This window comes from Pseudomonas sp. NPDC079086 (genome assembly GCF_044542155.1).
GTDB lineage: Bacteria > Pseudomonadota > Gammaproteobacteria > Pseudomonadales > Pseudomonadaceae > Aquipseudomonas.
The window spans coordinates 266,965-292,246 of the sequence record NZ_JBITTY010000002.1; the positions used below are offsets into that span (position 1 = coordinate 266,965).

Below are 25,282 nucleotides of genomic sequence, written 5' to 3' on the forward strand. Positions count from 1 at the left end.
TCCGTAAGGCTGATGTAGTAACCGCAAAGGGTTGCTAGGCAGTGTGAGGTCCGCGCGCCTGGCGCGGGACTTCAGGTCGGTCAGGTTCAGGCAGGGTCCTGGCTGGTGACCCGCGCGGTACGAATAAACAACGCGCGCAGCTTCTCCCAGAAATTGCCGCCCAGCACAAAGAAGCTGCCGATCAACATGGCATCGCCGAGCATCTGCAGCACCCAGTTATTAGGCCGCAAGCCTGGGGCTACAGCATCGATATAGGGTTCGAGAAAGGATGAAAGCAGCGGCAGGCAGAACATCACCAAACCTATGCGATGGCGCATCGGGCTAATCTCATCATCGCTGCTTGGCACCATCGAAGACATGTAGCCATAGATATGCTGCTTCAACTCCTGGAAGCCGGCCTTGCCCATGACGGCGATGACCAGCAGCAAGAGAATTTTATTAAGGATAAACAGGGCCCCCGAGAGCGCCGCCACCTTGGACCCCGGCACATCCGCTGCCGCCGCCAGCGGCACCAGAAGCCACAAAGCCGGAATCAAACAGATAATCGCGATGCCCAACTTGAACCGCCAATGGGCGGACTTGGGCTGGGCTGTGTTCTGCTCTGTAGTCATGTGCGCGTACCGTCCCTTGCGATTATTGTTATTGGCCTAAAGCCCCCAAAACCATCAGCTAAATATCTAGCACAAAACCAGCGTGGCGCAGCGTTATTGCGCGGGGTTGCTCGATGCCTGTGCATCGCCGGTTTGCTGAGCGTTTTTAGGGGAGGACGTTTGTTATAGCGTGCTTAGACCGAGCCTTGGCATTGTCACGGTTTGGGCTGATGCTACGGCGCAATTGTTTGAGGACTACTACAGTGTTGCGGCAAAAGCACGGACTAAAACCCATCCCTTAATCAAACGTTATGTATATTCAACACGTTTTATCCAGCTATAACGGGTTCGCAAATGAAAAAGAAAGTAGAAAGATCAAAATTGCTGAGGGGCTTTAATTCACTTTGTGCGGCCTTGCTTATGGGGGCTGCAGCTTACATTGTCATTGTGGGCTTCCACTCTGTTGCTATGGCAGCTATAGCTGTTTCCATTGCCGGAGCAGCTGCACCTCTTGTCCAAAGCGACGAAGGCACTCTGGAGGTAGTAATCGGAACCTTCGAGGCCATGATCGACGGAGTTGTAGCAGTTATAGAAGGCATAGCGAGTGCAATAGCTGGCCTGTTCAGTTAAAACGTTAAGCAAAAGGTAGTTCAAGTTAATGCGGCAAGAGCTAAGAAATAAAATCATCGGTGTTTGTACAAAGAAGATAATTGCCAAGGGTGAGGCTGTTGGTGTTTCTTTTTACGCGTTCTTCGCAAATAAAAATGATGATCCAGAGCTTCTTATGGAAGCCGCAAGATGGTGGATAGAAACCCACAAGCTTGATCATTTCGAGAAGGCTGCAAAAATAAAGTCAATGGCTGAATCAGGACTCTGATTAATTCAGTCAACAGCCAGTTTAACCAAGCGCAAATGTTGGGCGGAGTGGCAATGAGTAAAGCCGATGCGAAATCCCGATTTGAGGCAAAGCTTCATCGCCCGGTGCAGCTTGGTAGTGATATTTCGTGGGCGTTCGTAGTCCTGCCGAAAGATGTGAGTGAAAAGCTGCCAAGGCGAGGAAAAACGACAGTTGAAGGCACAATTAATGGGCATCATTTTCAGGCGACTCTTGAGCCTGATGGTCAGCTGAGCCATTGGTTACAGGTAAGTAGAGCGTTACACGAAGCCGCGGGCGTGACTGTTGGGGATATCGTCACTCTAGAGCTAACTCCTGTGAAGCAGGAGCCAGAACCTGACATTCCAGCTGATTTTCAGGAGGCGCTGGCAGCCATGCCTGAGGCTCATAAGGTTTGGACCGATACGACGACCATCGCACGATTGGACTGGATACATTGGATTACTTCAGCCAAGCAACTTAAGACTCGTGCCAAACGAATTAGTGATGCCTGCGATATGCTTTCATCCGGCAAGAAGCATGTTTGCTGCTTCGACCAGTCGGGCTACTACAGTAAGGCCTTCCGTGCGCCCGACGCCGCAGATTTATAAATTGGACATGGCGTTCGGAAGTTGTATGGAACTCACCAATTTCATCACAGAATTCGCCGCATGGAGCATGCCTTGAACAGTAATCAGACTTTATGCTGGCGTTTGCTCGTTGCAGCCACCGCAGGGCTTATGTTGTTTGGGCTTGTGCTTGTGGTTATTCCGGGCTTTACCCTGCAAGGGTTCAGCCTGCTGGTTTATGCATCGACTGCACACCTCAATACATTTGGCCCTGAGGCTGTGGCTTATATCAGCCTTGTCCATGCAGTTTTGGGCTCGGTGATGTTTGGCTGGGGTGCTGTGCTTATGTTTCTTGCGCTTGGCCCGGTGCGCAGAGGCAGCAAAGACGCGTGGTGGATGTTCGTTGTTTCGTTAATCGCGTGGTTTATCCCAGACACTGCCTATTCGCTGCTCTCAGGCTTCTGGCAAAACGCGCTGCTCAATCTTGGGTTTGCGCTGCTGTTTGCAATGGCGCTCGGCGGATTACGCTCATTCATGACACAAGAGCGCGTACGACACGGCGTTGAACGCGCTAACCGCGACTAAAGCCCGTTGCAGGAGGCGTTATGGCGCAGTATCTGGTTGCTATACATCATCCCGACAACTACGACCCGCTCGTAGCCGAAGACGATGCAATGACCCGCGATATCGACGTGCTTAATGACGAGATGGTAGCTGCTGGCGTCCGGGTTTTCGTCGGAGGTCTGCACGCGGCGCGCAGTGCGAAATCGCTACGAACGCAGCCCAATGGCGAGGTGTTTATTAGCGACGGGCCATACCTGAAAACTAATGAGCACGTGGGCGGTTTCTGGGTGCTGGAAACCGCTGATTTGGGTGAGGCGCTGGAGTGGGGACGCAAGGCCGCCATTGCCTGCCGGGCACCGGTTGAGGTGCGGCCGTTTCACTAATAAAAAAGCCCCACGGCAAGGAGCAACTGCCGTGGAGCGGGAAGGGGTTGGCAAGCCAACCGGGGGAGAGTCTGCAAACAGGTTCTAGGCGTTAGGCTGCCACCCGCCGCCGAGGGCTTTGTAGATGGCGACGATGCCGCGATACAGATCGACTTCCGCCTGGGCCTGGGCGTCTTCAGCGCTTAGGCGTTCACGTTCGGCGTCGAGCAATATGAGGAAGTCCACTTCACCTTCGCGGTAGCGCACGCGGGCTTGTTCGGCTGCGGCGCGGCTTGCGTCGGATTGGCGTAGCAGGGCCAGTAGCCGCTGCTGGCGTTTACCGTAATCGCTAAAGGCGTTGGCGGATTCTTCCAGGGCTAGCAGCACTTGTTGCTCATAATTGGCCAGCGCACCATCGGCTTCGGCTTCGGCCCCGCGTAGACGTGCACGCACGCTGCCCAGATCAAACGCTGCCCAACTGATAGTCGGTGCCAGGCCCCAGGCTTGCGCCGCAGATGAACCCAGCTGCGAGCCACGCCCGGCGGTAAAGCCGAGGAAACCGGACAAACTCACCCGTGGGAACAAGTCTGCCGTGGCCACACCGATATTGGCGGTGGCGGCGGCCAGCTGCCGTTCGGCCGCACGGATATCCGGGCGGCGGCGCAGTAACTCGGCGGGGTCGCCAACCGGTAGTGCTTTGGCAATTGCAGGTAGGTCCTGAGCAGAGAGATCCACACTCAATTGGTCCGGGCGTTGGCCGAGCAGGGTGGCGATGCGGTGCTTGGCGCGCTGCTGTTCGGCCTGTAGTTGCGGCAGGCTGGCTTCGGTGCCGGCTAGACGCGCATCGCTGCGTAGCACATCCAGCTGACTACCAACGCCGGCCTCACGCAGTTGCTCGGTAATGGCGCGGGATTCCTGCTGGTTTTTCAGGTTGTCGCGGGCAATGCGTTCGCGCAGTTGCGCGCCGCGCAGGCTGCCGTAGGCATCCACCAGCTCGGCGATCAGGCTGACTTGCAGTTGCCGATAGTCGGCTTCGGCGACGTCCAATTCGGCGTCGCTGGCTTCCAGTTGGCGCTGAATGCGGCCAAACAGATCCAGCTCCCAAAGCATGTCCAGACCCAGGTCATAACGCTCGCCGCGCACGCGCTGCTCGGTTACGCCCGGTTGCTGGGCTTTGCCAAACTCACCACTGGCGCGGCTGGTGATGGTCGGCAACTGGTCGTTGCCAAGGTCATCACGGATAGCTTGGGCCGCACGCAGGCGGGCAAAGGCCACGCGTAGCTGGCGGTTTTCCTGCAGGGACTGTTGCACCAACTGGTTAAGGGTTGGGTCATCGAACTGCTGCCACCAACTGACTTCGAAGCGCGAACGATCGTAGTTGCTGCTTTGTGTTGCGCTCAGCTGGGCGGCCTCCGTTTGCGGTGCCTGGTAGTCTGGGCCGACAGCACAGGCTGTCAGCGCAAAGCTCAGCAGGCTGATGGCCAGGGGCTTGGCATTGAATGTTTTCATGCCTGCACCTCCTGCAAACGAGCCACTTTCTTCGCTTCGCGCTTCTCCACAAAGGCACGGATCAGCACATAGAACAGCGGGGTCAGCAGCAGGCCGAAGAAGGTCACCCCAAGCATGCCGCTGAATACCGCAACGCCCATGGCGTGACGCATTTCCGCACCGGCACCCGAGGACAGCACCAGTGGCACCACGCCCATAATGAAGGCGAAGCTGGTCATCAGAATCGGCCGCAGACGCAAGCGGCAGGCTTCCAATACGGCGCTGACGCGGTCCATGCCTTCTTCCTGTTTTTCCTTGGCGAACTCGACGATCAGGATGGCGTTCTTACAGGCCAACCCCACCAGTACGATCAGTCCGATCTGGGTAAAGATGTTGTTGTCGCCACCAGCCAGGATGACCCCGGTAATGGCCGACAGCAGGGTCATCGGCACGATCAGGATCACCGCCAGCGGCAGGCTCCAGCTTTCGTACTGAGCGGCCAATACCAGGAAGGCCAGCAGTACGCAGAGCGGGAAGACGAAGATCGCGCTGTTACCGGCGAGGATCTGTTGGTAGGTCAGGTCGGTCCACTCGAAGCTCATGCCGTTGGGCAGTTCTTCCTTGAGCAGTTTTGCCATCGCTGCCTCGGCCTGGCCGGAGCTATAGCCCGGGGCTGCCGCGCCGTTGATTTCGGCGGTGAGGAAGCCGTTGTAATGCATCACCCGATCCGGACCTGAGCTGGCACTGACCTTGAGGAAAGCTGACAGCGGGACCATTTCGCCACGGTTGTTGCGCACCTTGAGCTGACCGATCTGCTCCGGTTCCAGGCGGAACTGTTGTTCGGCTTGCACGTTGACCTGATAGGTACGGCCAAAACGGTTGAAGTCGTTGGCGTACAGCGAGCCCAGGTAAATCTGCATGGTGTCGAAGATGTCGCTGATCGCCACGCCGTGGGTCTTGGCCTTTTCGCGGTCGATTGCAGCATCGATCTGCGGCACATTCACCTGGTAGCTGGTGAACACCGACATCGGGTCCAGCTCCGGCAGCGCGCGGGCCTTGGCGATGACGTTCTGGGTTTGCACATACAGCTCGTCGTAACCCAAGTTGCCACGGTCCTGCACCTGCAGGCGGAAGCCGCCGATGGTGCCCAGGCCCTGCACTGGTGGTGGTGGGAAGATGGCGATATAGGCATCCTGAATCTCGCTGAACTGCGCATTCAACTCGGCCGCAATCGCTGTTGCGCTCATCGAGGGATCACTGCGCTCATCGAACGGCTTCAGTGGCGTAAAGACGATGCCGCTGTTCGGGCTGTTGGTGAAGCCGTTGATCGACAGGCCAGGGAAGGCCACGGTGTTTTCCACTCCGGGGTGCTTGCCGGCGATTTCCGACATCTTCTTGATCACGTCTTCGGTGCGGTCCAGGGTCGCCGCATCCGGCAGCTGGGCGAAGGCCACCAGATATTGCTTGTCCTGCGCCGGTACGAAACCGCTTGGTGTAGTGGCAAAGCCCAGGTAAGTCAGGCCCATCAGCCCGGCATAGACGATCAGAGCGATGCCACTGCCGCGCAGCACGCGCTTCACGGTGCCGACATAGCCATGGCTGGCGCGGTCGAATACGCGGTTGAACGGCTTGAACAACCAGCCACCGAACAGTTTATCGAGCAGTTTGGAGAAGCGATCCTTCGGTGCGTCGTGGCTTTTCAGCAACACGGCGGCCAGGGCAGGGGACAGGGTCAGCGAGTTGAAGGCCGAGATCACCGTGGAGATGGCAATAGTCAGCGCAAACTGCTGATAGAACTGTCCGCTAAGCCCGGAAATAAAGGCAGTGGGAATAAACACCGCACACAGCACCAGGGCCGTGGCAACGATGGGGCCGGTGACTTCCTTCATCGCCTGCTTGGTGGCTTCCACCGGGGTTTTGCCCAGGCCGATATTACGTTCTACGTTTTCCACCACAACGATGGCGTCGTCCACCACGATGCCGATGGCCAGCACCAGGCCGAACAGCGAAAGCGCGTTGAGCGAGAAGCCAAACATATGCATTACGGCGAAGGTGCCGATCAGCGATACCGGTACCGCGGCCAGCGGAATAATCGACGCGCGCCAGGTTTGCAGGAACAGAATCACTACCAGCACCACCAGGATGATGGCTTCGAGCAGGGTATGTACCACCGCCTCGATGGAGCCGCGCACGAAGATGGTTGGGTCATAGACGATTTCGTAGTCCACGCCCTGCGGGAAACTCTGCTTCAGCTCAGCCATGCGCTCACGCACCGCATCGGAAATCTCGATGGCGTTGGAACCGGGGCGCTGGAAGACCGGGATAGCGACTGCGGGTTTATTGTTCAACAAGGAGCGTAGGGCGTACTGGCTGGAGCCCAGTTCGATCCGCGCGATGTCTTTCAGGCGAGTGATTTCGCCGTTTTCACCGGCGCGGATGATGATGTTTTCGAACTCTTCCTCAGTGACCAGACGGCCCTGAGTATTGATCGACAGCTGAAAGCTGTTTCCCGCGTCCGACGGCGGCGCACCGAGCGAGCCGGCAGCCACCTGACGGTTTTGCTCACGGATGGCGTTGACCACATCTGCTGCAGTCAGGTTGCGCGAAGCGACCTTGTTTGGATCCAGCCACACACGCAGCGAGTAGTTGCCCAGGCCGAAAAGCTGTACATCGCCGATACCATCCAGGCGCGCCAGCTCATCCTTGATATTCAGCGCGGCGTAGTTGGACAGATACAGCATGTCGTAGCGGTCGTCGGGCGAGGTCAAGTGCACAACCATGGTCAGGTCCGGCGAGGCCTTGTCGACCGTCACGCCGAGACGCTGTACCTCAGTAGGCAGGGTCGGCATGGTACGGGTGACGCGGTTCTGCACCTGCACTTGGGCCTTGTCCAGATCAGTGCCAAGGGCGAAAGTCAGAGTCAGGGTCATCTTGCCGTCGGCCGTACCCTGGGATGACATATAGAGCATGCCTTCCACACCGGTAATTGCCTGCTCGAGTGGCGAGGCGACGGTTTCACCGATCACCTTGGGGTTAGCACCGGGGAAGGTGGCGCGCACAACCACAGTAGGCGGTACCACTTCCGGGTATTCGCTGATCGGTAGCTGGAACAGCGAAATGGCACCACCGATCAGGATCAGCAGTGACAACACCGCGGCGAAGATCGGCCGCTGAATAAAGAATTGCGAGAAATTCATCGTCGTTTTACCTATATAACAGCGTATTAGCCGCGTGGCGCAATGTTGGCAGGGCTACTTTCTGCAGCAACTCGGCGGCTGTTCTGGCGTTCGATGGCCTGACGTTGCTCAGTCAGCAGCGCCTGGGTCTTTTCATCGGCCATGGGCACGCTTTGCGGATCAACAGTGGAGCCGGGGAAGGCGCGCTGCAGGCCGTTGACTACGATCTTCTCGCCCTCGGCCAGACCGCTGCGCACGATGCGCAAGCCTGCCAGCTTTGGCCCCAGTTCAATGGCGCGGTACTGCACGGCGTTGTCCTTATCGAGTACCAGGACGTACTTCTTACCGAGGTCGGTGCCGACCGCTTCATCCTTGATCAACGCTGCGTCGTACTGGCCACTACCGACCAATTTGAGGCGCGCATAGAGGCCTGGAGTGAAGCGCCCGTCACTGTTATCAAATACCGCGCGGCCACGGATGGTGCCGGTCTGCGGGTTGACTTGGTTGTCGAGAAAGTTCAGCTGCCCAAGGTGTGGGTGGCCTTCTTCGCTGGACAGGCCCAGGTACACAGGGCTGGCATCGCGCGTCTGGCCGCCTGCCTGGCGCGCCAACTCGACATACTTGAGGAACACGCGCTCATCAGCATCGAAATAGGCGTAGACCTTGTCGGTGCTGACTAGCGTGGTGAGGTGGCTTTGCCCGGCATTCACCAGGTTGCCTTCAGTGATTTCCGCACGGCTGACGCGACCATCAATCGGCGCTGTGACGCGGGTAAAGCTGAGGTTGAGGCGGGCGTTGTCCAGTTCTGCCTGGATGCCTGCTACAGCGGCCTTGGCCTCTGCTGCGGCGCTTGCTCGGGCATCGGCGAGCTCTGCAGAAATGGCATTGCTCTGACGCAAACGCTCGCCGCGACTGGCTTCGCTTTGCGTCCGCGCGAGGCTGGCACGAGCTTGTTGTAGCTGGGCTTCAAGGCGTTTGACCTCGGCCTGAAATGGGCGCGGGTCGATCTGGAACAGCAGATCGCCTTTCTTCACCAGACTGCCTTCGTTGAAGGCCACGCGGTCAACAAAACCGGACACGCGCGGGCGGATATCGACCGACTCTGGTGCCTCCAGTCGGCCGGTGAACTCGTCCCACTCATTGATCGGTTGTTCGATAACTTCGGCCACGCTTACTTTGGCTGCGGGCATTTGTTGTGCACTTTCAGGCGCTTTACCGCAGGCGCTCAATACCAGCACTGCGGCAAGGGCGAGGGAAAAATGCCAGAGGTTCTTATTGGACTGTTCCATGTGTACTTCCGCCGAGGGTGTAATGAATGGGCGGAGTCTGCGGCGCGGGGTCTATGACGACGAATCGAACGACTCGAAGATATGTATCACTCAGAATGATGGTTGGCAGGCTTGTATCAATATCTAACCATGTGAACAAAGCGCCCAGGCTAGGGCGCTGTGTACGTTCAGGTCAGGCTGTCCGGGTCACCACAGAACATCTGGATGCGCGAACGCAGCCAACGCTCAGCCGGATCATTGTCCTGCGCCCCGCGCCAAGCCATGTGCAACTCGAAGGTCTGGGTGGGCAGGGGTAACTCTTCTGCGCGCACGCCGCCTGCAGAGGTCAGGGCTGCTGCGGTGTAATCCGGCACGGTGGCGACAATATCGGTGCCTGCCAGCAAGGTGCCGAGACCATTGAACTGGGGCAGGGCGAGCACCACGCGGCGTTTGCGTCCGAGTTTTTCCAGCTCTCTATCGACAAAACCACTGAGGTCGCCAGCAAACGACACCAGCGCATGGGGCCGCGAGCAGTAATCATCCAAACTCAAGGCGCCGGGCGCGGCATCGGCTCGCAGTAGTTTGGGTTTACTGCGCCGTAATACCTTGCGTTTGGCGTTGGCCGGCAGCTCTTCGGTGTAAGCAACGCCCACCGAAATTTCACCTGAGGCCAGCAGCGCCGGCATCAGCAGGTAATTGGTACGGCGAATTACCAGCACCACGCCGGGGGCTTCAGCCCGTAGACGCTTGATTAACGGTGGCAGCAAGCCGAATTCAACATCATCTGATAGTCCAATGCGAAACACTGCTGTGCTGGTGGCCGGGTGGAATTCAGCCGCACGACTGACAGCCGTGGAAATCGAATCCAGCGCCGGAGAGAGCAGGGCGGAGATCTCCATGGCCCGCGCAGTGGGCTCCATGCTGCGGCCTGTACGTACGAACAGCGGGTCATCGAACAGGCTGCGCAAACGGGCGAGGGCGGCACTGATGGCCGGTTGGCCAAGAAACAGTTTTTCCGCCGCACGGGTCACGCTGCGTTCGTGCATCAGCGTTTCAAAGACGATCAACAAATTGAGATCGACGCGGCGAAGATCATTACGGTTCATCCGTTGTCCATTCTGAAGAGGCTGCAGTTTTGTGCGCGACTCAGGCTAATGCCGAATGCTGTCGCCAGGCAATATGCACGGAAAAATGATCTATGCGTGACTCATCATCATCCACATGCATGGTGAATATCAGCTCCGAGCGGTGGAATTGCTGGCAAAGCCCGGATAAAGTCCGTGGCCATAAGAGGTCGCCGCATCTTTAACGCGCACAATTGCAGTTAGTTGCCGCGCCCTGAATGGGTCAACCGAAGAGGTTTGCGATGTCCCGCATAGTTCGTTTCCATGAGTTTGGTGAGGCTGATGTCCTCAAGATCGAAGAACGCACAGCGCCGGCGCCGGCCGCAGGTGAAGTGCTGGTCGGTGTTGAGGCTGTGGGCGTCAGCTGGTACGACGTGCTCTGGCGGCAGAATCTGGCCAATACTCCGACGCAATTACCGGCCGGCCTTGGCCACGAACTGGCCGGTGTGGTGCTGGCCGTCGGTGATGGCGTTACAGATTTGGCCGTGGGTGACCGGGTGGCCAGCTTCCCGGGGCACAGCGCCAATCGGTATCCCAGTTACGCCGAGCACGTGGTATTACCGCGCAGCTCTCTGGCGCGTTACCCAGATAATCTGACCGTGCAACAGGCCGCCGTGCACTACTTGCCATCTATGGTCGGCTGGTTCGGTTTCGTCGAACTGGCGCGTTTGCAGCCAGGCGAAACTGTGCTGGTAACCGCTGCAAGTCGCTGCTGGGGCCCGTATATCGTGCAGATGGGCAAGGCTCTTGGCGCCACGGTAATTGCCGCTACAGCATTTGCCGAAGACAGCGACTTTCTCAAGCAGCTGGGTGCAGATCACATCATTCTTACTGAAGAGCAGGACCTGGTCAGTCGCGTGAGCAAACTCACCGATGGCCGTGGCGTCAATGTGGTGATGGATGCGCTGGGTGGCCCACAAATGTGTCTGCTGGGTGATGCCATCGCGCCGCGCGGCCGGTTGATCCTGTTCGATCTGCAAGGCGGCAATGAAACGCCATTCCCAGCGTGCGCGGCGTTCCAGAAAAATATCCAGTTCTTCGTGCACTGCATCGGTAACTTCACGGGTAAGGAAGAGTTGAACATTCCGCAAGACCAGGCTGCAGTGGCCAAGGCCGTGCAAGGTATCAATCAGCTGACGGCAGACGGTTTGCTCAAGCCGTTGATCGACAAGGTTTACAGCTTCGATGACGTAGTCGAAGCGCATCGTTACATGGAAACCTGTCCAAGCCGTGGCCGCGTGTTGCTGGATCTTGGCAAACAGTGAACTAAGCCACATTGTACGAAACCCTTATTAGGGCTTGGGTGGTGAATCCTGGGTAGGCCGGGTTCATCGCTCGACATACTATGCTTCGTATAATTCACAGTCGTTACGTTCAGTCGGGCCTGGAAGCTAGCCACCAGTCCAGGCCCGATTTAATGTAACGGCCATTATGCGAACGCCCCTCGAAGTACCTCCCCACCTAATCAAGCAGGCACAGCTCTACGCCCCAGGGCGCGAGGCCTCTGATGCTGTCTGTCATATCCTTGAGGATTACCCGCGGCTCGTTGCCCAGGTGCGAAAACTCAGCGCCGGCCTAGCCGACTTTCAGCATGAAAGCGCCGATTTCGACCGTCGATTAGCTCTCCTGCACGACGCCTGCAGGCAGATTCTTGATATTTGATCAGGTACCAAAATGCCTGCCAGCACCGCTCGCCCAGGATCAATTTAGGTACCACTTTCTCTTTTTGCTCTGGTACCATAATTCGCACCTGGTCGAGATCGAGCTGGGTCTATTTGGTACCAAAGGAGAACGCCATGCCCCTAGTCAAATTCCAGGCTGATGACGCAGATGCAGATATTCTGATGCAGCACACTGGTCAGCGTGTTGCATCTAAGGCCTTCATGCTTTCCGCTTTAGCTGCCCCTGGTCTCGCCATAGAGCTGAGTGATGCGCGCCATGAAATTGCCCGACTTCGCAGGATCATTGCCCGCCAGCAGCAGGTTTTAGAATCCGCCCGATCTGCTGCCGCGCTTCTGGTTGAAGCTGCTGGCCAGGGTGATTTGTTTATGGCAAACGGTACCTAAATTTTCCCGGGCGAGATCCTGCAGGCGATTCCCTGGAACAGAATTAGTACCTTTTAGTCGTCATACCTCGACCTCGCCCGCAGGGCGATTAGGCGCTTGCAGTTCCTTCGCCTGTTTCCACCACCTTCGGCGCGCCGGTACCCGCGTAGCGGCCTATCTCCAGCCAAAGAAAAGCCCCCAGCGTCCGTATAGGCACTCTGGGGGCTTTTTCGCGTCCTGCTGGCTCATTGCTCCACCGATGGCACTTCGCGCCCTAATCACCCGCTTTTAGGTTTTCCAGGCGCCGCCGATTTGGCCGAAAAGTCGGTATAGGTGATACCCGACTTTTCTCCCATTTTGGGAATCCTCCCTCTACCTCAGCAGCTCCGATTCATATCCCATCAGCAGCCCGCGCATTGCCAGTTTTGCCTGTGTTTTAAGCTCAGGTGGCAGATCGTCGAACCGCCTGAAAATCGCCTTAAGCTCATCGGTTACCTGTCTCTCGCTCTCATCGAAAACGATCTCGTCCGCAGATACTCCCAGAGCCCTAGCAATGGCTCCGATTCGATCCCCTGGGGGTGGCTGTTTGCCATGCTCGTAATTTTTGTATGTCGACAGGGGTATGCCTGCTTTCTCGGCCACCTCTTCCTGCTTGAGCCCCTTGTTTTCTCTGGCTCTCTTTATGTTTTCGCCTATGGCCATTGTCACTTCGCTCAGCGTCGTTTCTTCCATCGATCCTACCCCTTGGTCAAAAGCTCTGGATCATATCCGAATCCTTGGCGGATCAGATGTTGTTGACCCTCTCCGATCACATCTTGCACCTTGACGACTCACATATGCGTCTTGACAGGTTTTAGGGATGATCGATTGGATCGCGGCAATGATCGAACTACAGCACTCACCGCTAGATAGCGGCGCTGTGGTTTGCATCGAAGCTGACGGCACGGTCGCATGGGAAACCCCTCGCAAGATGCACGTTCGTGGCTCATACGAATCAAGCATCCATGTTCGCAGCATAGGCGGCGACGGAAAGGGAAACGCCACACACCTTTACATAGACGGCAATCCCAGCAAGTGGCTCCAGGGCCACAACCTCGTCGGCTCCGACGATCTTGTTGCACTGATGTGGGACACATTCCAGCGACTCTGCGGCTTGGTTGATCTGAATCCCACCGACATCGAAAAGCAGAAGGTGAGGGCAGGGCGATACCGCATTACTCGCGTCGATTACAACCGCATGTTTGAGCTTCCAACCCGTGGCGATGTTCGTTCCTGGTTGCGAGCTGGCGAGTTCAAGTGCAAGTCACGCCATGGCCGCCCAGTAAACAATCGCGGCACTCTCACTTTCGGCAAAGGTTCCTCTCATTGGTCTGTTGTTTGTTATTGCAAGGCTGATGAGTTGAATGCTGGTGGCTCTCACAAGTTGCCAGATGAAATAAACGAAAACCCTGAAATTCATGAATGGCTTGATAACAAGCTGCGTGTAGAGCTGCGTTTGCGCTCAAAGAAGCTCAAGGCATTAGACCTTGAAAATGCGTTTCAACTAACCCCGGCGGTCTTATGGGCTCAGTACCGCCACTTTATAGGGGAATTAGATATGTCTGAGCAGATTGAATTAAACAGTAAGCAAATGATGGAACTTCCATCAAAAATCCTTGGCACTTATATGCTATGGAAATCTGGTCATGATCTTAAGCAGATGTTGGCGAATGGCACTTATTACCGCCATCGCGAGCAGCTAATGGGGCTTGGTATTGACATTAACATTCGTTGCGACCGTCGCGACGATTCTAATGTCATTCCAATGATCCGCATATTGGAAGCCAAACCCGCCGCTATTCCAGCGTTCTTTTTTGATCGCGGATTAATTCACCAATCCGCACGGCGGGCTTGCTAATGAAAAATGGTATTGACAACTTCTTCATGGGCAAGTCAACGCGCCGCGAAGAAATTCAACAGAGAATGCGCAATGTTCAAACTAACGGAAGTGTCATCCAGGAATGCTATGACGCTATTGCAAATAGAACGCCCGCTGAAAAGATTGAATCTGCTGTCCAGATCAATAATGACAGCAAATACAAATTTATCCGCAATGAAAAATCCGCTCCATATGTAGGCGAGCGCTATTAACGCCCACCTGGGCAAACCCTGCCGGTCATAAGATGCCGGTGCTCAATAAAGAGGCAATATCATGGCTATGGAAGTTAAGTTGATTGTTACCCCAAGCTGCACACATCGTTCCGGCGTTTCTGGTAAGGGCAACCCTTACACCATGGCCGAAGCTTTTGTAGTTCTTGAGGGTGTCGATTTTCCGCAGAAGTTCTCTTACTACTGCGCTGACGTAAAAGAAGTTCTCTCCCAGGGCGAGTATGTCTGTTCTCTCCAGGGCGATGTTAAAGACGGTCGCGTTGTATTCAATTTCGACCCTCGCCAGTCTCGCCGCCTCCAGGCACCTGCTGTTAAGGCTGCTGGCTAACCATGCAAGTTCTTGTCTGCGATGGCCAATGGTCTGCTACCTCGGGTTCTCCTACCTGCACAGGAACATTGCTGGCTGTCCAGGCTGACCAACTTCCCGGCAACGGGATGACAACTGAGGATGCTTTAGAGCTTCACGGACAAACTCTTGTTTTGTTTGCGATTGTTTTTGGCATTCTTGCAATAAAGAAAGCCCTCAATATTAAATAGGTGATTTATGAATGCTCTGAAAAAACTGTTTACCCCTGTTGCTGCTGTTTCCGTTATCTCTGTCGGCGCTGTCGGTAACGTTTACGCTGAAGTTCCAGCCGCTGTTTCAACTGCAATTAATGCCGCCGGTGCCGATGCTGCTGTAGTCGGCGGTCTGGTTCTTGTTGTTCTCGTCGGAATCATGGCTTTTAAGTGGATTCGCAAAGCCATGTAAATAGCTGTTGTTTAACAGGCCCGGTTAATCCGGGCCTTTTGCTTAATGAGGTTTGAATTATGGGGATCGGCCCAAATGAATATATGCTCATTGTCCTTACGCTGGCTTTTGTTTTTCTTATTTTTGGGCGCATCTGATTCTTTTGCATTAAGTTTTTCTTGGAAGGTTGATGGTTCTCCCGGGACTTTCCCTTCCCCTAGTTCAGCTTGCCAGTCTTGGATTCAGCATATCAATAGTACTCGCCCAGCTAATGGCAAGTATTCTTTAGGCAGTGTTGAGCGCATCGGGCCAAATCAATATAGATGCCCGGCTAATAACCCAAACGGTACTTGGGCCTTTAATGAAATTGCTAAGCGCGCTGGCGATGTTTGTCCGCCTGAAAACGACGATACAACTGGTGAGTGTATTCCGCCCCCTGATCCTGATCCCTGCGAAACTCAAGCTGGCCAGTCAATGAACTGGGTTTTGACCATGCCTGACCTTAATGGCTTGGGCACTCGCGAGCATGTTTGTCATAGCGCATGCCGCGTAGCTATTGGCACTAGTACTTGTGTTGCTTCTGCTGTTGGTTCGTCAACTGGTGTTTGCCATGGTGCTGGCACTTATACCGGCACCGCTTGCAGCCCTGGTGATGATGGTACTGGCGGCAGCATTCCACCTGATCCAGTTGATCCCGTTGACCCTGTCGATCCAGTTGATCCGGTTGACCCTGTAGACCCCGTCGATCCAGTTGATCCGGTTGATCCCGTAGACCCAACTGATCCTACTGACCCGACCGACCCTACTGATCCGACCGATCCAGGCGGCGGCGGTACTAACCCCGGTGGTGGTGGTACTGGCCCTGGTGATGGTGACGGCGATGGTGACGGTGATGGCGGCGACGGTGGTGATGATGGTGATCCGGGCGAGGGCGGTGATGATGGTTCTTGCGATCCAGCCACAGACCCTAATCAGTGCAAGCCTGTCGAGTCCTCTGTTGCCGGTGAAGCCTGCAATGCTGAGTTGCAATGCGAAGGTGATGCCATTCAGTGCGCCATCCTTCGCCAGCAGAAAAAGCAGACTTGCGCGCTCGATTGGGAGCAGCACAAAGGTACTGTTCTGGCCGAAGCTGCAAAGCCTGAATATCAGGTGACCGAGGCCGAGGTTGATGTTGCTGGCCTTTTCTCCAGTGGCACCAGTGCTGCTCGCTGGCTTCCTTCCAGTTGCCCGGCTGACAGATCTATTTACATCTCTACGGCTGGCCGCTCGATAACGTTTTCATGGCAGCCCATTTGCAAGGCCGCTAACTGGCTTGGCCCTCTATCAATTGCATTCGCATCGTTGTTCTTTGCCATATACGTTGGCCGCGCCTTTGGAGGTGATTAAATGCCCGCTATATTCCTGTTCCTGTCTTCAATAGTTGGCCCGCTTGCTGCGAAAGTTCTTACTGCCCTGGGCATCGGTGCTGTTTCCTATGTTGGTATCACAGCCCTGTTATCAACGGTTAAGTCATATTTAGTAACTCAGCTCGGCGGTTCGCCCCCAGAAGTTCTCGCCATCCTGGGCATGCTTAAAGCTGACGTTGCAATAAATATTGTTCTTTCTGCTGTTACTGCACGTGCCATTATTTCCGGCATGAACAAAACAACCGGTACAAAAACCGGTCTTGGTTCAATTAAATAAGGGGAGGGGAGTCCTATGTTTACATTACGTACCGGTTCCCAGGGCGCGAGTAAAACGCTTAATACCATTAAGGAAGTCGACACTAAGGCCGCGAAAGAGGGGCGTACGGTTTACTATCACAACATTAGAGATTTCAAGCCTGATCACCCAGCGATTAAGGCAACTTGGATTGAGTTCGATAATCCCAGGGAATGGTTCAACCTTCCCGAAAACGCCATGATCGTGATTGACGAAGCTCAGAGCTTTTTCCGGGTTCGTCCTCAGGGTTCGGCAGTCCCTGAATTTGCCAGCGCCCTGGAAGTGATGCGCCACAAAGGTCACCACCTGAACTGCATCACTCAAAAACCAAGCCTTATCGATGTGCATATGCGCAAGCTGGCAACCGAGCATTTGCACTATCACCGGGGCGGTTCCGGCAGCATCGTTAAGCGTTTGCGCTTCGAGATCGTGAGCCTCGAGGTCGAAAAGCGCGTCGACATCGCTGACGCTGAAACCACCCGGATCACCATCGACAAGACCTATTTCGGTGCCTACAAGTCGATTGCTGACGGTGCTGAGCATCACATGAGGTTCAGAGTTCCTAAGGCCATGTACGTCCTCGCCGCGTGCGTTGCTTTGCTCATTGCCGGTGGTTATTACGTCTATCAATCGCGGGTTTCGACTATGGCCGTTGCTGAGCCTGTAGACGATTTCGCTGCAGCACCTTCAGGTTTGCCGATTCAAACCGGACAGGCTCAACTGGCGACACCAGAGCAGTATCTGGCTGAGCGTATACCGCGTGTTCCTGATGTTCCGTCATCGGCTCCTATTTACGACGAACTGACCAAGCCCGTTAGCTATCCGAAGCCCAGTTGCATGTCATCCAGGGACGAAGAGTTTGTACGCCGTAACGCTATTCGTATGGCCATCGGCTACAAGGCCGGCCGGCTTCATGGTTGCCGCTGCAACAGCCAGCAAGGCACGCGCATGGATATTTCGTTTAAGTCCTGCATGAACTACGTCGAGAACGGTGCTTTTGATCCTGCCAGGCCTGATCGCATCGTTCAGAGCGATTCCGGGGCCGGGCTGAGCGCGGCACGCGCTGGTACGGCTACGGAATCGCCAGCGGTAGCGTCTAACCTTGCCCAGGATCAACAGCCAGCGCGCACGACGGTTATCGGAATCACTACACGCGCAGAACCGAGCCTATAATCGTTTTTGAGGGGTTTTCATTAAAACCCTGTGCGCGGTACTAGAACGCGCAGATCGTAAAGCACAGCGCCTCGTTGCTGCCTTCCTGACTAGAGGCTTCGTATAATGTATATTATGTTAAACGAAGGCCGTTTCATTGGTGCTGTACTCTGAGCCCTCTGTAAGTACCTGCATCAACATTGTCAGCCACCTCAGCGCATGACTACGGCATGCCCCATAGCCCTCTTAGGCTGCTGAGTAGCGCTCATTGAAGATTAATTCAAGTAACTGCGTGCGTACCACAGGCGTAGTACGCCAACAGTCCTTCATAATTGGCCCAGCCGCGGACTAGCAGCTTTACAGGCTGATTGTGTAGCAAAAACATCAGGTTCCCTCCCAATGCGATGCTGTTGCTCGACGAATAAGCGAGATGCTGGACGTGCGTCATCTACGCACGATCGAATGTCCTGGGCGGATTATTTGGCGTGTCAGGACGCGATAGCGCCCAGCGGGCGATCTCATCCTTACGCATGAACGCCACGCCAGGCTTCGACTTGGCATAGGCGATGAACTGATCGAGCGCATGTACCACCGTCGGCGTGCCACCAATACGATCATGGGCCGACAGCGACATCATCCGCCGACGATACTGACCTTCTTCATAGAGCACATCGAACTCGTCTTTGAGCTCTTGCAACAAGGCGGCCCCGGTCATTGCGGTTGATCCGGCGATCCGGCCGATGTCGTTGTTTCGCAGGGTATAGGGGACAACGGCAAACGGCTTGCCTCGCACGGGGATGATGGAGGGCTCATCACGCGACAGATCATCGACGTGATAGATGAAGCCCTGATCCTGCAGGATATTTAGCGTCTCGCGGGAGTGGCGCATCCAGAACGCATTGAAACCAACGGGCCGCTGTCCCGTCACACGCTCGATGATGTCGGACGCTTCCTGATAGTGCTGTCGTTCTTCCGCTTCGGACAGGCTGTACTGAGGCGCCCAGTACAGCGCGTGCCCCGCCGCCTCATGGCCCCGCCGCACGATCTCGGCGGCGAGTTCCGGGTGAGCCTCCACCGCTTTGCCGACCATATGCGACGTCACCTTAACTCCATGCTTGTCGAACAGGTTCAGCAAGCGCGGCACGCCCTCGAGCGGCCCGTACTCATACCAGCTTGGGGCAATCGTGTCCGGGTACTGGCTGTCCAACGGTGGAAACGGACTCTCGGCATTGGCTGGTTGAGCCCCCGCTTCGAACTGCAGCGACAGTGAGATGACCAGGCGTGAATCGCCCGGCCAGAACGGCGCGTTCTGAGAGACCGAAGCGGAATTCAACGGCCGTTGACTAGAGGCCCCCGCCAGCGCAAGGCCTGATGCGGCCATCGTTCCAATCAGCAGACTGCCCTTCATGAAATCGCGTCTATTTGCCATGACTCATATCCTTGTAAGAGGGCTTGAATCATAGGCTTGCCGAGAAAACTGTTAATCGGGCCAACCAGTAAAACTGTTTTCGGAAATCACGAAAGGTTGCACCACCGATTCAGGTCACGTGATGAGAAAGACCCCATCGGGGTCTTTGCCCACTAGCCAATGACCTGACTGATTGCAACAGAGCCTGCCCCGGCAGCGGCCGAAACGCTCTGCGTAATCCCGGACACAGGTCCCGTGCAGTCCTTCGATTAACGTCCGTAAGTGGCCGTTACGCTTGCACTAGCCAGCTTATTGAAATGCACGAGGAACCCGATCAGCGCTGGCGAGGCGTTCGCCAATGGTGGCTCCAGCTTTTCCACCTTCAACGCGTGCACCGTGAAAACATAGCGGTGCGGCTTGTCCCCCTGCGGCGGGCAAGCGCCGCCAAAACCTGGCGTGCCGTAGTCGCTGACGCCCTGTACCGCCCCTTCCGGCAACAATTGGCCAGCGGTCTGGCCAACGCCTTCTGGCAGCGATGAAGTGCTTGCCGGCAGGTCATAAAGCACCCAATGCCACCATCCCGATCCTGTGGGTGCATCCGGATCGTAAGCGGTGACCACAAAGCTTTTCGTTCCGGCTGGCGCGCCACTCCATGAAAACGCCGGCGAAAGGTTGTCACCACGACAGCCGAAACCGCTGTATACGTGCCGTTCAGACAGGGTTTCCCCGTCTGCGAACGACGGGCTGGTAAGCGTGAAGTCTGCAGCCCTGACCAATGCGGGCAGGCAGACGAAAGCAAGAGCGATAGCGATCACAGGGCGCATCAGAGAGATTCCTTTACAGTATTCGACAGCGACAATGATCCGGCCACGTACCCTGCCCCGCTACGCCAAACGCTCCAGAAGCGAGCCATTTTGCGCCAAACGCTGACGCATCACCGAAGGCGCAAATCCCCAACGTGCCTGGAAGGCCGCGCTGAAACGGCTGTGTGACTCCCAGCCACAATGCAGGGCGATGTCACTGATGGAGCGCTGGGTACTCTGCAGCAGGACCAGAGCCGTTTCCAGTCGCACCTCGCGGACCAGTCCGGCGAGGGTAAACCCTGATCCTTCGATGCGTCGGCGCAGCGTCGAGGCGCTAGTATGGAAGACCTCGGCGAGACGCTCGATTCTCCAGTCCTCTTCAGGCCGCAGAGCGATGAGTCGCCGAATACGCTCTGCCCAGGAAATCTGCTCGATGGGCTTGAGACGCACGCCACGCTCACCCAGGACAAGCAACAGCTCGATCAGCCGGTGGCGCTGCAGCAAAGGAGAAACCGTCGCAGCCTCCAGTGCCGCCGCAGTGCGCTCGATGACCTCACTCAGTTCATCGTCAAGGTCCATTGTCCTGGCTGCGGACAGCTCGCCCTGCCCCGGCGGCAGGATCGCCGCAACCGCCCTGACAGGTTCGTCGGAAAAGGCTAAGGCCAACGCCTCGTAGCTCGATTCGTCAGCGGGATCATTGAGCACGTCCCACTGGGTTCCCCGTGCCAGCACCACCACTTCGTTCTTCGATACATTGAGTGTCCCGGTTGGCGCGATGAGTGCCTTGCGGCCACGGCGCACCAGCACCAGAAGGTCCTGGCGGATCGACAGGGTTCTCACACGATGTCTGGCACTGCTGGAAATACGAATAACCTGAGCCGGAGCGGAAACAATCTCAGTAACGGGAGTGGACACGAGGGACAGTTCCTTTTCGGTTTGTTTCTCTACCATTGGCTTTCCCAGTCGCGCCGCACCTCGGAAGGCAGTGCTCACATGCACATTATGCGTGGCGGACGTGCGGACCAGAGCCAGTCTGAAACGCTATTCGCTGTGCCAATCTACTGGGGGGCCATCGGGAAGCGCAAACTAGAGCGCTTGCCCGCTCTGGCTAGGTTCTGTCATCGGCGGAAAGCTCCATGGCGATCGCCTCGATCAATGCCCGTACGCGGCGCGGTTGGCTGCGCATCCCGGGGTAGACGATCTGCAGAGCTGTGCGTGCCGCACTGTATGGCGCCAGTACCTCGATCAACCGTCCGGCATCAAGGTCGGACTGCACGTCCCACACCGATTTCAGGCAAAGGCCATGGCCCTGCAGGGCCCAGCGCCTGACCAACTCGCCATGGTTGGCCATGCGCCGGCTGCGGACGGCGACCGAGTAGGGCTTGCCGTCGACGAGAAACGACCACTGGTGATCACTGTTGATGCCGAAACGCATGACGATGCAGTCATGCCCGTGCAGTTCATCAGGGTGCAGCGGTATGCCCATGCGCTCTAGGTAGGCAGGCGCAGCGCACACGACGCGTCGGTTCTCGCCAATGGGTTTTACCTTCAGGCTGCTATCGGCCAGCGTGCCGTAGCGCACGGCAAAGTCGAGGCCCTGGCTGACCAGGTCGACGAAGCCATCGGTGAGGTTAAGCTCGACGCTTACCTCGCGATGCTCGTCGAGAAAGCGATCGACAATCGGCACGATGCGCGCCTGCCCCAGATCGACCGGGGCACTCAAGCGCACCGGCCCGCTCAGGCTCTGCGCACCGAGACGCACCCGGCTGTCCAGTTCCTCCGCTTCGGCAAGCAGACGGCGGGCGCCCTCGGCCAGGGTTCGGCCTTCGTCAGTCAGACTAATCGAACGGGTGGTTCGGGTCAGCAACGCCACGCCATAGTGCGATTCCAACGCGGCCAGGCGTTCGGACACCGAGGCAGGCGAGAGCCCCAGCTCGCGCCCGGCGGCGGAGAGCCCCCCTTCTCGATGATCAGCAGGAACAGCTCCAGGTGGTTGAGCATAATTCGTAATATCCGAAATATATTTTCGATTATTGCTGGATTTTAAGCCTGCAGCGCAAAGCATAAGGTAACCCCATCGTTCATCAAAGGGGAAGCACAGTGAACTTCACCGAGCAAAGTACCAGCGTCATTATTGGCGGCCACACGGGTATCGGTCGGGCACTTGCAGATGCACTCCGCGAGCGCCCGGGCCGGGTGCTGGTGGCCAGCCGCCGCAGCGGGCTAGACGTCACCGACCTAAGCGCCGTGGAGCGCTATTTCGAGGCCATCGGCACTATCGACCACCTGATTTTCACCGCCGGATCACAAGCGCCGGGCGGGCAACTGCTCGACATGGATCTGACCGCGGCCAGGGCCGCCTTCGACGCTAAGTTCTGGGGCAGCCTGGCCGTGGCCAAGGTGGGCGCACAGCACCTGCGCCCTGGTGGCAGCCTGACGCTGACGAGCGGCTTCCTGGCACGCCGCGCCGTGCCCGGCACCTTCGTCAAGACGGCGATGAACGCAGCGCTCGAAGCAGTCGTCAAGGTGCTGGCCCGTGAGCTGGCGCCGTTGCGGGTGAATGTCGTCAGCCCCGGCCTGACCGACAGCGAAGCCTACGCCGGCATGGCAGAGGACGCGCGCCTGGCCATGCTGCAACGCGCAGCCAACAATCTGCCGGTTGGCCGTGTAGGCAAGCCGCAAGACCTGGCCCAGGGCTACCTGTTGGCCATCGACAACCCTTTCATGACAGGTGCGGTCATCGATATCGATGGCGGCGCACTCATCAACTGATCCCACGGAGAAACCTTCATGTCTGACTCTCGCAAACTCTTCAAGCCGGTCCGCGTTGGCAACCTGGAACTGGCCAATCGCCTGGTGATGGCACCGATGACGCGCGCGCGCAGCACGCAGCCAGGTGACGTGCCTAACGCCCTCAATGCCAGCTACTACGCGCAGCGTGCCAGCGCCGGGCTGATCGTCTCGGAGGCTACCCAGATCTCGCCACAGGGCAAGGGCTACTCGTTCACCCCCGGCATCCACAGTGCCGAGCAGGTGGAAGGCTGGCGCCTGGTGACCCGCGCCGTGCACCAGGCCGGGGGGCGCATCTACCTGCAGCTCTGGCACGTCGGGCGTATGTCGCACCCGGACTTTCATGACGGGCAGCTTCCGGTCGCCCCCTCGTCCGTCGCCTTCGACGGCGCGATCTGGAAAGTCGACCCGGTCACCGGCGAGGGCGCCATGCACCCCTGCCCCATCCCGCGAGCACTCGAGCGCGAGGAAATACAGGCAATCGTCGAGGACTACCTAGTCGCCGCCAGACAGGCCATTGCCGCTGGGTTCGACGGCGTTGAGGTGCACGCGGCCAATGGCTATCTGATCGACCAGTTCCTGCGCACCACCTCCAACCTGCGCAGCGACGAGTACGGCGGCTCGCGGGAGAATCGCTTGCGCTTTCTGCGTCAGGTGATTGACGCAGTGGCCGACGAAGTCGGCGCCGAGCGCACGGCCATTCGCCTGGCTCCGTTCCTGACCGCGCGTGGTATGGCCTGCCCGGATATCCTGCCGACCATTCTCGACGCGGCCAGCTACCTGGACGACAAACAGATCGCCTACCTGCATCTGGTCGAGGCTGATTGGGACGATGCCCCCGAGTTCACCGAGGCGTTTCGCCAGGACATCCGTCAGCGTTTTCGCGGCCCGATCATCGTCGCTGGCAAGTACGATCAGGCACACGCCGAGTGGGTGCTGGACAAGGGTTATGCCGATCTGGTGGCGTTCGGCCGCCCGTTCATCGCCAACCCCGACCTGCCACGCCGCTATGCCGAGAACCTGCCGCTGGCGGACTTCGAGCCGACCAGCCTGTTCGGCGGCGATGCGCGCGGCTATACCGATTATCCCGCGCTCCCGGTCAAGGAACTTGAACTGTGAGCCGGCAGGCCCAGAACCAGGGCGCCGGCCTGCCGGCGGGCAACATCCTGGGGCTCGATCACTTCACGCTGCGTACCAGCCGCCTGGAGGAGACGGTCGAGTTCTTCACTCGGGTGATCGGCTTGAGCGACGGTCCGCGCCCGGCGTTTCGCTTCCCAGGGCGCTGGCTGTATGTCGGCGCCCACCCGGTGCTGCACCTTGTCGCCGTGACCACTGACGACCGCCAGCTTCAGGCCTACCTGGGCGGGCAGGAGAGTGCCGACGGCAGTGGCTGCGTCGACCACATCTCGCTGCGCGGCACGCACCTGGCCGAGATGCAACAGCACCTGCTCAGCCTCGGCCGGACGTTTCGCGAGCGCATTGTGCCGCAGATCGGCGAGCACCAGTTGTTTCTCGAGGATCCCAACGGCGTGACCATCGAGCTGATTTTTCCCTACCGCCCCGAAAACGCCGTGCTGGGCGAGGCCATGCCGCGACCGGACATCGACTGAGTTATGAGCCGCCATGGCGGCAAGGAGCACCTTGAATGATTCACCTGGGAATCACTGACCTGACCTTCCACCACGCCACTGGCGCCGTGGTCGCTGCAGTGCTCGAACATCTGGGGTGCAGGGTTCGCTGCAGCCATGCGCCGCACGAGGCCAACTTCGAACGCCTGCGCCTGGGCCAGATCGACATGCTGGCCTCGGCCTGGCTGCCCTCCAGCCACGGCCTGTACCTTGAGCAAGTGCAACAGAGCGTGGCCACCCGTGAGCTGGGTCTGCACTACCAGCCCTATGCCCTGTGGGGTGTGCCGGACTACGTACCGCAGAGCGAGGTCGCCGAGATCGCGGACCTCCTGCGCCCAGCCGTGCGCGCACGGATGACGCCGGTGATCCAGGGCATCGGCCCTGGCGCCGGGATCACCCGTTTCTCGCAACAGATAATGCAGGCCTACGGCCTGGCAGACGCTGGCTACCGTTTTCTGACCGGCACGCAGGGGCAATGCATCGAGGCCATCGAAACGGCGATCGCCGAACGCCGCTGGGCGGTGGTACCGCTATGGCAACCACAGTTTCTGCATGCGCAGCATCGCCTGCGTGAACTGCATGAGCCGCTGGGTCTGCTCGGCGGCACCGACCGTGCGGTGCTGCTGGCCAGAGAGGACCGCCTGCAGTGTTTCAGCCCGCAACACCTGCAGGTGCTGGACAACATCCGCCTGAGTAATGCCCAGGTCGCAGAACTCGACTTCGCCATCAACCGTGGCGGCTTGCAGCCGCAAACTGCCGCACAGGTATGGCTGGCCGCCAATTCAAAGACACTCGACCAGTGGCTGGTGCCGATCAACGACTGAGCCATCTCGTCAGAGGAACACTGTTGTGGCTCAATGAT

Annotated in this window: 29 protein-coding genes; 19 read left to right on the forward strand and 10 right to left on the reverse strand. The window is 57.6% G+C overall.

From position 1 onward, the window contains the following. Positions 1-86: 86 nt before the first annotated feature. Entirely contained in the window at positions 87-611 is a 525-nt protein-coding gene (locus tag ACIGEK_RS10700) for a transporter suffix domain-containing protein (RefSeq protein WP_397493312.1), read from the reverse strand. 333 nt (positions 612-944) lie between these two features. Here ACIGEK_RS10700 and ACIGEK_RS10705 point away from each other — a divergent pair, with 333 nt between their 5' ends. The 5 genes from ACIGEK_RS10705 (at position 945) to ACIGEK_RS10725 (ending at position 2,980) form a co-directional block, all read left to right on the forward strand. Then, positions 945-1,220, forward strand: a complete 276-nt coding sequence (locus ACIGEK_RS10705) for a hypothetical protein (RefSeq protein WP_397493313.1) — start codon at positions 945-947, stop codon at positions 1,218-1,220. Positions 1,221-1,248: 28 nt separating this feature from the next. Beyond that, positions 1,249-1,467 carry a DUF6500 family protein gene (locus ACIGEK_RS10710; protein WP_397493314.1) on the forward strand — a complete coding sequence of 73 codons (219 nt, stop codon included), beginning with the start codon at positions 1,249-1,251 and terminating at the stop codon, positions 1,465-1,467. A 53-nt stretch (positions 1,468-1,520) separates the two neighbouring features. After that, the gene (locus ACIGEK_RS10715) at positions 1,521-2,075 is read left to right on the forward strand and encodes a YdeI/OmpD-associated family protein (protein WP_397493315.1); all 555 of its coding nucleotides are present in this window, start codon (positions 1,521-1,523) and stop codon (positions 2,073-2,075) included. Between the two features lie 72 nt (positions 2,076-2,147). Beyond that, positions 2,148-2,618, forward strand: a complete 471-nt coding sequence (locus ACIGEK_RS10720) for a hypothetical protein (protein ID WP_397493316.1) — start codon at positions 2,148-2,150, stop codon at positions 2,616-2,618. A gap of 20 nt (positions 2,619-2,638) precedes the next feature. Next, complete coding sequence (locus tag ACIGEK_RS10725; protein ID WP_397493317.1) at positions 2,639-2,980, forward strand: YciI family protein; 342 nt, start codon at positions 2,639-2,641, stop codon at positions 2,978-2,980. Between the two features lie 84 nt (positions 2,981-3,064). On the opposite strand, the gene ACIGEK_RS10730 is transcribed toward ACIGEK_RS10725, so the two are convergent. From ACIGEK_RS10730 to ACIGEK_RS10745, 4 genes are all read right to left on the reverse strand, one after another. Next, positions 3,065-4,468, reverse strand: coding sequence for an efflux transporter outer membrane subunit (locus tag ACIGEK_RS10730; RefSeq protein ID WP_397493318.1), 1,404 nt, complete (start codon positions 4,466-4,468; stop codon positions 3,065-3,067). After that, on the reverse strand, positions 4,465-7,644 hold the full coding sequence (locus tag ACIGEK_RS10735; protein WP_397493319.1) for an efflux RND transporter permease subunit: 3,180 nt from the start codon (positions 7,642-7,644) through the stop codon (positions 4,465-4,467). The genes ACIGEK_RS10730 and ACIGEK_RS10735 overlap by 4 nt, the downstream gene beginning before the upstream one ends. Positions 7,645-7,670: 26 nt before the next feature. Then, on the reverse strand, positions 7,671-8,912 hold the full coding sequence (gene mexE / locus ACIGEK_RS10740; protein WP_397493320.1) for a multidrug efflux RND transporter periplasmic adaptor subunit MexE: 1,242 nt from the start codon (positions 8,910-8,912) through the stop codon (positions 7,671-7,673). 167 nt (positions 8,913-9,079) lie between these two features. Next, a complete protein-coding gene (locus ACIGEK_RS10745; protein WP_397493321.1) occupies positions 9,080-9,997 on the reverse strand; it encodes a LysR family transcriptional regulator in 918 nt (305 codons plus the stop codon). Between the two features lie 260 nt (positions 9,998-10,257). On the opposite strand from ACIGEK_RS10745, the gene ACIGEK_RS10750 reads away from it, so the two are divergent. Together ACIGEK_RS10750 and ACIGEK_RS10755 are read left to right on the forward strand one after the other, a co-directional pair. Then, positions 10,258-11,280 (forward strand): zinc-dependent alcohol dehydrogenase family protein, encoded by a 1,023-nt coding sequence (locus tag ACIGEK_RS10750; protein WP_397493322.1) that lies wholly within the window; start codon positions 10,258-10,260, stop codon positions 11,278-11,280. A gap of 531 nt (positions 11,281-11,811) precedes the next feature. After that, on the forward strand, positions 11,812-12,081 hold the full coding sequence (locus ACIGEK_RS10755; protein ID WP_397493323.1) for a hypothetical protein: 270 nt from the start codon (positions 11,812-11,814) through the stop codon (positions 12,079-12,081). A gap of 351 nt (positions 12,082-12,432) precedes the next feature. Here ACIGEK_RS10755 and ACIGEK_RS10760 read toward each other — a convergent pair whose 3' ends face one another. Beyond that, complete coding sequence (locus ACIGEK_RS10760; protein WP_397493324.1) at positions 12,433-12,792, reverse strand: helix-turn-helix domain-containing protein; 360 nt, start codon at positions 12,790-12,792, stop codon at positions 12,433-12,435. Positions 12,793-12,919: 127 nt separating this feature from the next. Between ACIGEK_RS10760 and ACIGEK_RS10765 the strand changes: the two genes are divergently transcribed. From ACIGEK_RS10765 to ACIGEK_RS10800, 8 genes are all read left to right on the forward strand, one after another. Beyond that, positions 12,920-13,957, forward strand: coding sequence for a phage/plasmid replication protein, II/X family (locus ACIGEK_RS10765; RefSeq protein ID WP_397493325.1), 1,038 nt, complete (start codon positions 12,920-12,922; stop codon positions 13,955-13,957). Further along, positions 13,957-14,190: a hypothetical protein gene (locus ACIGEK_RS10770; RefSeq protein WP_397493326.1), complete on the forward strand. Its 234-nt coding sequence runs from the start codon at positions 13,957-13,959 to the stop codon at positions 14,188-14,190. Before ACIGEK_RS10765 ends, ACIGEK_RS10770 begins: the two co-directional genes overlap by 1 nt. A 61-nt stretch (positions 14,191-14,251) precedes the next feature. Beyond that, positions 14,252-14,536 (forward strand): hypothetical protein, encoded by a 285-nt coding sequence (locus tag ACIGEK_RS10775; protein WP_397493327.1) that lies wholly within the window; start codon positions 14,252-14,254, stop codon positions 14,534-14,536. 2 nt (positions 14,537-14,538) lie between these two features. After that, a complete protein-coding gene (locus tag ACIGEK_RS10780) occupies positions 14,539-14,745 on the forward strand; it encodes a hypothetical protein (protein ID WP_397493328.1) in 207 nt (68 codons plus the stop codon). Positions 14,746-14,752: 7 nt separating this feature from the next. Then, positions 14,753-14,959 (forward strand): major capsid protein, encoded by a 207-nt coding sequence (locus ACIGEK_RS10785; RefSeq protein WP_397493329.1) that lies wholly within the window; start codon positions 14,753-14,755, stop codon positions 14,957-14,959. Positions 14,960-15,034: 75 nt separating this feature from the next. Further along, positions 15,035-16,324: a virulence factor TspB C-terminal domain-related protein gene (locus ACIGEK_RS10790; RefSeq protein WP_397493330.1), complete on the forward strand. Its 1,290-nt coding sequence runs from the start codon at positions 15,035-15,037 to the stop codon at positions 16,322-16,324. Beyond that, positions 16,325-16,621: a DUF2523 domain-containing protein gene (locus tag ACIGEK_RS10795; protein WP_397493331.1), complete on the forward strand. Its 297-nt coding sequence runs from the start codon at positions 16,325-16,327 to the stop codon at positions 16,619-16,621. A gap of 15 nt (positions 16,622-16,636) precedes the next feature. Next, positions 16,637-17,812, forward strand: coding sequence for a zonular occludens toxin domain-containing protein (locus tag ACIGEK_RS10800; protein WP_397493332.1), 1,176 nt, complete (start codon positions 16,637-16,639; stop codon positions 17,810-17,812). A gap of 427 nt (positions 17,813-18,239) precedes the next feature. Here ACIGEK_RS10800 and ACIGEK_RS10805 read toward each other — a convergent pair whose 3' ends face one another. The 4 genes from ACIGEK_RS10805 to ACIGEK_RS10820 form a co-directional block, all read right to left on the reverse strand. Further along, positions 18,240-19,220 (reverse strand): polysaccharide deacetylase family protein, encoded by a 981-nt coding sequence (locus ACIGEK_RS10805; RefSeq protein ID WP_397493333.1) that lies wholly within the window; start codon positions 19,218-19,220, stop codon positions 18,240-18,242. A gap of 248 nt (positions 19,221-19,468) precedes the next feature. Further along, the gene (locus ACIGEK_RS10810) at positions 19,469-20,023 is read right to left on the reverse strand and encodes a YbhB/YbcL family Raf kinase inhibitor-like protein (protein ID WP_397493334.1); all 555 of its coding nucleotides are present in this window, start codon (positions 20,021-20,023) and stop codon (positions 19,469-19,471) included. A gap of 60 nt (positions 20,024-20,083) precedes the next feature. Next, positions 20,084-20,953, reverse strand: a complete 870-nt coding sequence (locus ACIGEK_RS10815; protein ID WP_397493335.1) for a helix-turn-helix transcriptional regulator — start codon at positions 20,951-20,953, stop codon at positions 20,084-20,086. 157 nt (positions 20,954-21,110) lie between these two features. Further along, entirely contained in the window at positions 21,111-21,914 is an 804-nt protein-coding gene (locus ACIGEK_RS10820) for a LysR substrate-binding domain-containing protein (RefSeq protein ID WP_397493336.1), read from the reverse strand. Between the two features lie 188 nt (positions 21,915-22,102). On the opposite strand from ACIGEK_RS10820, the gene ACIGEK_RS10825 reads away from it, so the two are divergent. Genes ACIGEK_RS10825 through ACIGEK_RS10840 form a run of 4 tightly spaced genes read left to right on the forward strand, consistent with a single transcriptional unit; the run spans position 22,103 to position 25,244 of the window. Beyond that, positions 22,103-22,774, forward strand: coding sequence for an SDR family oxidoreductase (locus ACIGEK_RS10825; protein ID WP_397493337.1), 672 nt, complete (start codon positions 22,103-22,105; stop codon positions 22,772-22,774). An 18-nt stretch (positions 22,775-22,792) separates the two neighbouring features. Further along, positions 22,793-23,911, forward strand: coding sequence for an alkene reductase (locus ACIGEK_RS10830; RefSeq protein WP_397493338.1), 1,119 nt, complete (start codon positions 22,793-22,795; stop codon positions 23,909-23,911). Next, the gene (locus ACIGEK_RS10835; protein WP_397493339.1) at positions 23,908-24,402 is read left to right on the forward strand and encodes a VOC family protein; all 495 of its coding nucleotides are present in this window, start codon (positions 23,908-23,910) and stop codon (positions 24,400-24,402) included. Before ACIGEK_RS10830 ends, ACIGEK_RS10835 begins: the two co-directional genes overlap by 4 nt. A gap of 35 nt (positions 24,403-24,437) precedes the next feature. Further along, positions 24,438-25,244 (forward strand): glycine betaine ABC transporter substrate-binding protein, encoded by an 807-nt coding sequence (locus ACIGEK_RS10840; protein WP_397493340.1) that lies wholly within the window; start codon positions 24,438-24,440, stop codon positions 25,242-25,244. The last annotated feature ends 38 nt before the right edge of the window (positions 25,245-25,282 follow it).

Bases quoted from the DNA above. Each gene is read 5' to 3' on its own strand.
- ACIGEK_RS10700 (WP_397493312.1), bottom strand. From the start codon at position 611: ATGACTACAGAGCAGAACACAGCCCAGCCCAAGTCCGCCCATTGGCGG.
- ACIGEK_RS10705 (WP_397493313.1), top strand. From the start codon at position 945: ATGAAAAAGAAAGTAGAAAGATCAAAATTGCTGAGGGGCTTTAATTCA.
- ACIGEK_RS10710 (WP_397493314.1), top strand. From the start codon at position 1,249: ATGCGGCAAGAGCTAAGAAATAAAATCATCGGTGTTTGTACAAAGAAG.
- ACIGEK_RS10715 (WP_397493315.1), top strand. From the start codon at position 1,521: ATGAGTAAAGCCGATGCGAAATCCCGATTTGAGGCAAAGCTTCATCGC.
- ACIGEK_RS10725 (WP_397493317.1), top strand. From the start codon at position 2,639: ATGGCGCAGTATCTGGTTGCTATACATCATCCCGACAACTACGACCCG.
- ACIGEK_RS10730 (WP_397493318.1), bottom strand. From the start codon at position 4,468: ATGAAAACATTCAATGCCAAGCCCCTGGCCATCAGCCTGCTGAGCTTT.
- ACIGEK_RS10735 (WP_397493319.1), bottom strand. From the start codon at position 7,644: ATGAATTTCTCGCAATTCTTTATTCAGCGGCCGATCTTCGCCGCGGTG.
- mexE (WP_397493320.1), bottom strand. From the start codon at position 8,912: ATGGAACAGTCCAATAAGAACCTCTGGCATTTTTCCCTCGCCCTTGCC.
- ACIGEK_RS10745 (WP_397493321.1), bottom strand. From the start codon at position 9,997: ATGAACCGTAATGATCTTCGCCGCGTCGATCTCAATTTGTTGATCGTC.
- ACIGEK_RS10750 (WP_397493322.1), top strand. From the start codon at position 10,258: ATGTCCCGCATAGTTCGTTTCCATGAGTTTGGTGAGGCTGATGTCCTC.
- ACIGEK_RS10755 (WP_397493323.1), top strand. From the start codon at position 11,812: ATGCCCCTAGTCAAATTCCAGGCTGATGACGCAGATGCAGATATTCTG.
- ACIGEK_RS10760 (WP_397493324.1), bottom strand. From the start codon at position 12,792: ATGGAAGAAACGACGCTGAGCGAAGTGACAATGGCCATAGGCGAAAAC.
- ACIGEK_RS10765 (WP_397493325.1), top strand. From the start codon at position 12,920: ATGATCGATTGGATCGCGGCAATGATCGAACTACAGCACTCACCGCTA.
- ACIGEK_RS10770 (WP_397493326.1), top strand. From the start codon at position 13,957: ATGAAAAATGGTATTGACAACTTCTTCATGGGCAAGTCAACGCGCCGC.
- ACIGEK_RS10775 (WP_397493327.1), top strand. From the start codon at position 14,252: ATGGCTATGGAAGTTAAGTTGATTGTTACCCCAAGCTGCACACATCGT.
- ACIGEK_RS10780 (WP_397493328.1), top strand. From the start codon at position 14,539: ATGCAAGTTCTTGTCTGCGATGGCCAATGGTCTGCTACCTCGGGTTCT.
- ACIGEK_RS10785 (WP_397493329.1), top strand. From the start codon at position 14,753: ATGAATGCTCTGAAAAAACTGTTTACCCCTGTTGCTGCTGTTTCCGTT.
- ACIGEK_RS10790 (WP_397493330.1), top strand. From the start codon at position 15,035: ATGAATATATGCTCATTGTCCTTACGCTGGCTTTTGTTTTTCTTATTT.
- ACIGEK_RS10795 (WP_397493331.1), top strand. From the start codon at position 16,325: ATGCCCGCTATATTCCTGTTCCTGTCTTCAATAGTTGGCCCGCTTGCT.
- ACIGEK_RS10800 (WP_397493332.1), top strand. From the start codon at position 16,637: ATGTTTACATTACGTACCGGTTCCCAGGGCGCGAGTAAAACGCTTAAT.
- ACIGEK_RS10805 (WP_397493333.1), bottom strand. From the start codon at position 19,220: ATGGCAAATAGACGCGATTTCATGAAGGGCAGTCTGCTGATTGGAACG.
- ACIGEK_RS10810 (WP_397493334.1), bottom strand. From the start codon at position 20,023: ATGCGCCCTGTGATCGCTATCGCTCTTGCTTTCGTCTGCCTGCCCGCA.
- ACIGEK_RS10815 (WP_397493335.1), bottom strand. From the start codon at position 20,953: ATGGTAGAGAAACAAACCGAAAAGGAACTGTCCCTCGTGTCCACTCCC.
- ACIGEK_RS10830 (WP_397493338.1), top strand. From the start codon at position 22,793: ATGTCTGACTCTCGCAAACTCTTCAAGCCGGTCCGCGTTGGCAACCTG.
- ACIGEK_RS10840 (WP_397493340.1), top strand. From the start codon at position 24,438: ATGATTCACCTGGGAATCACTGACCTGACCTTCCACCACGCCACTGGC.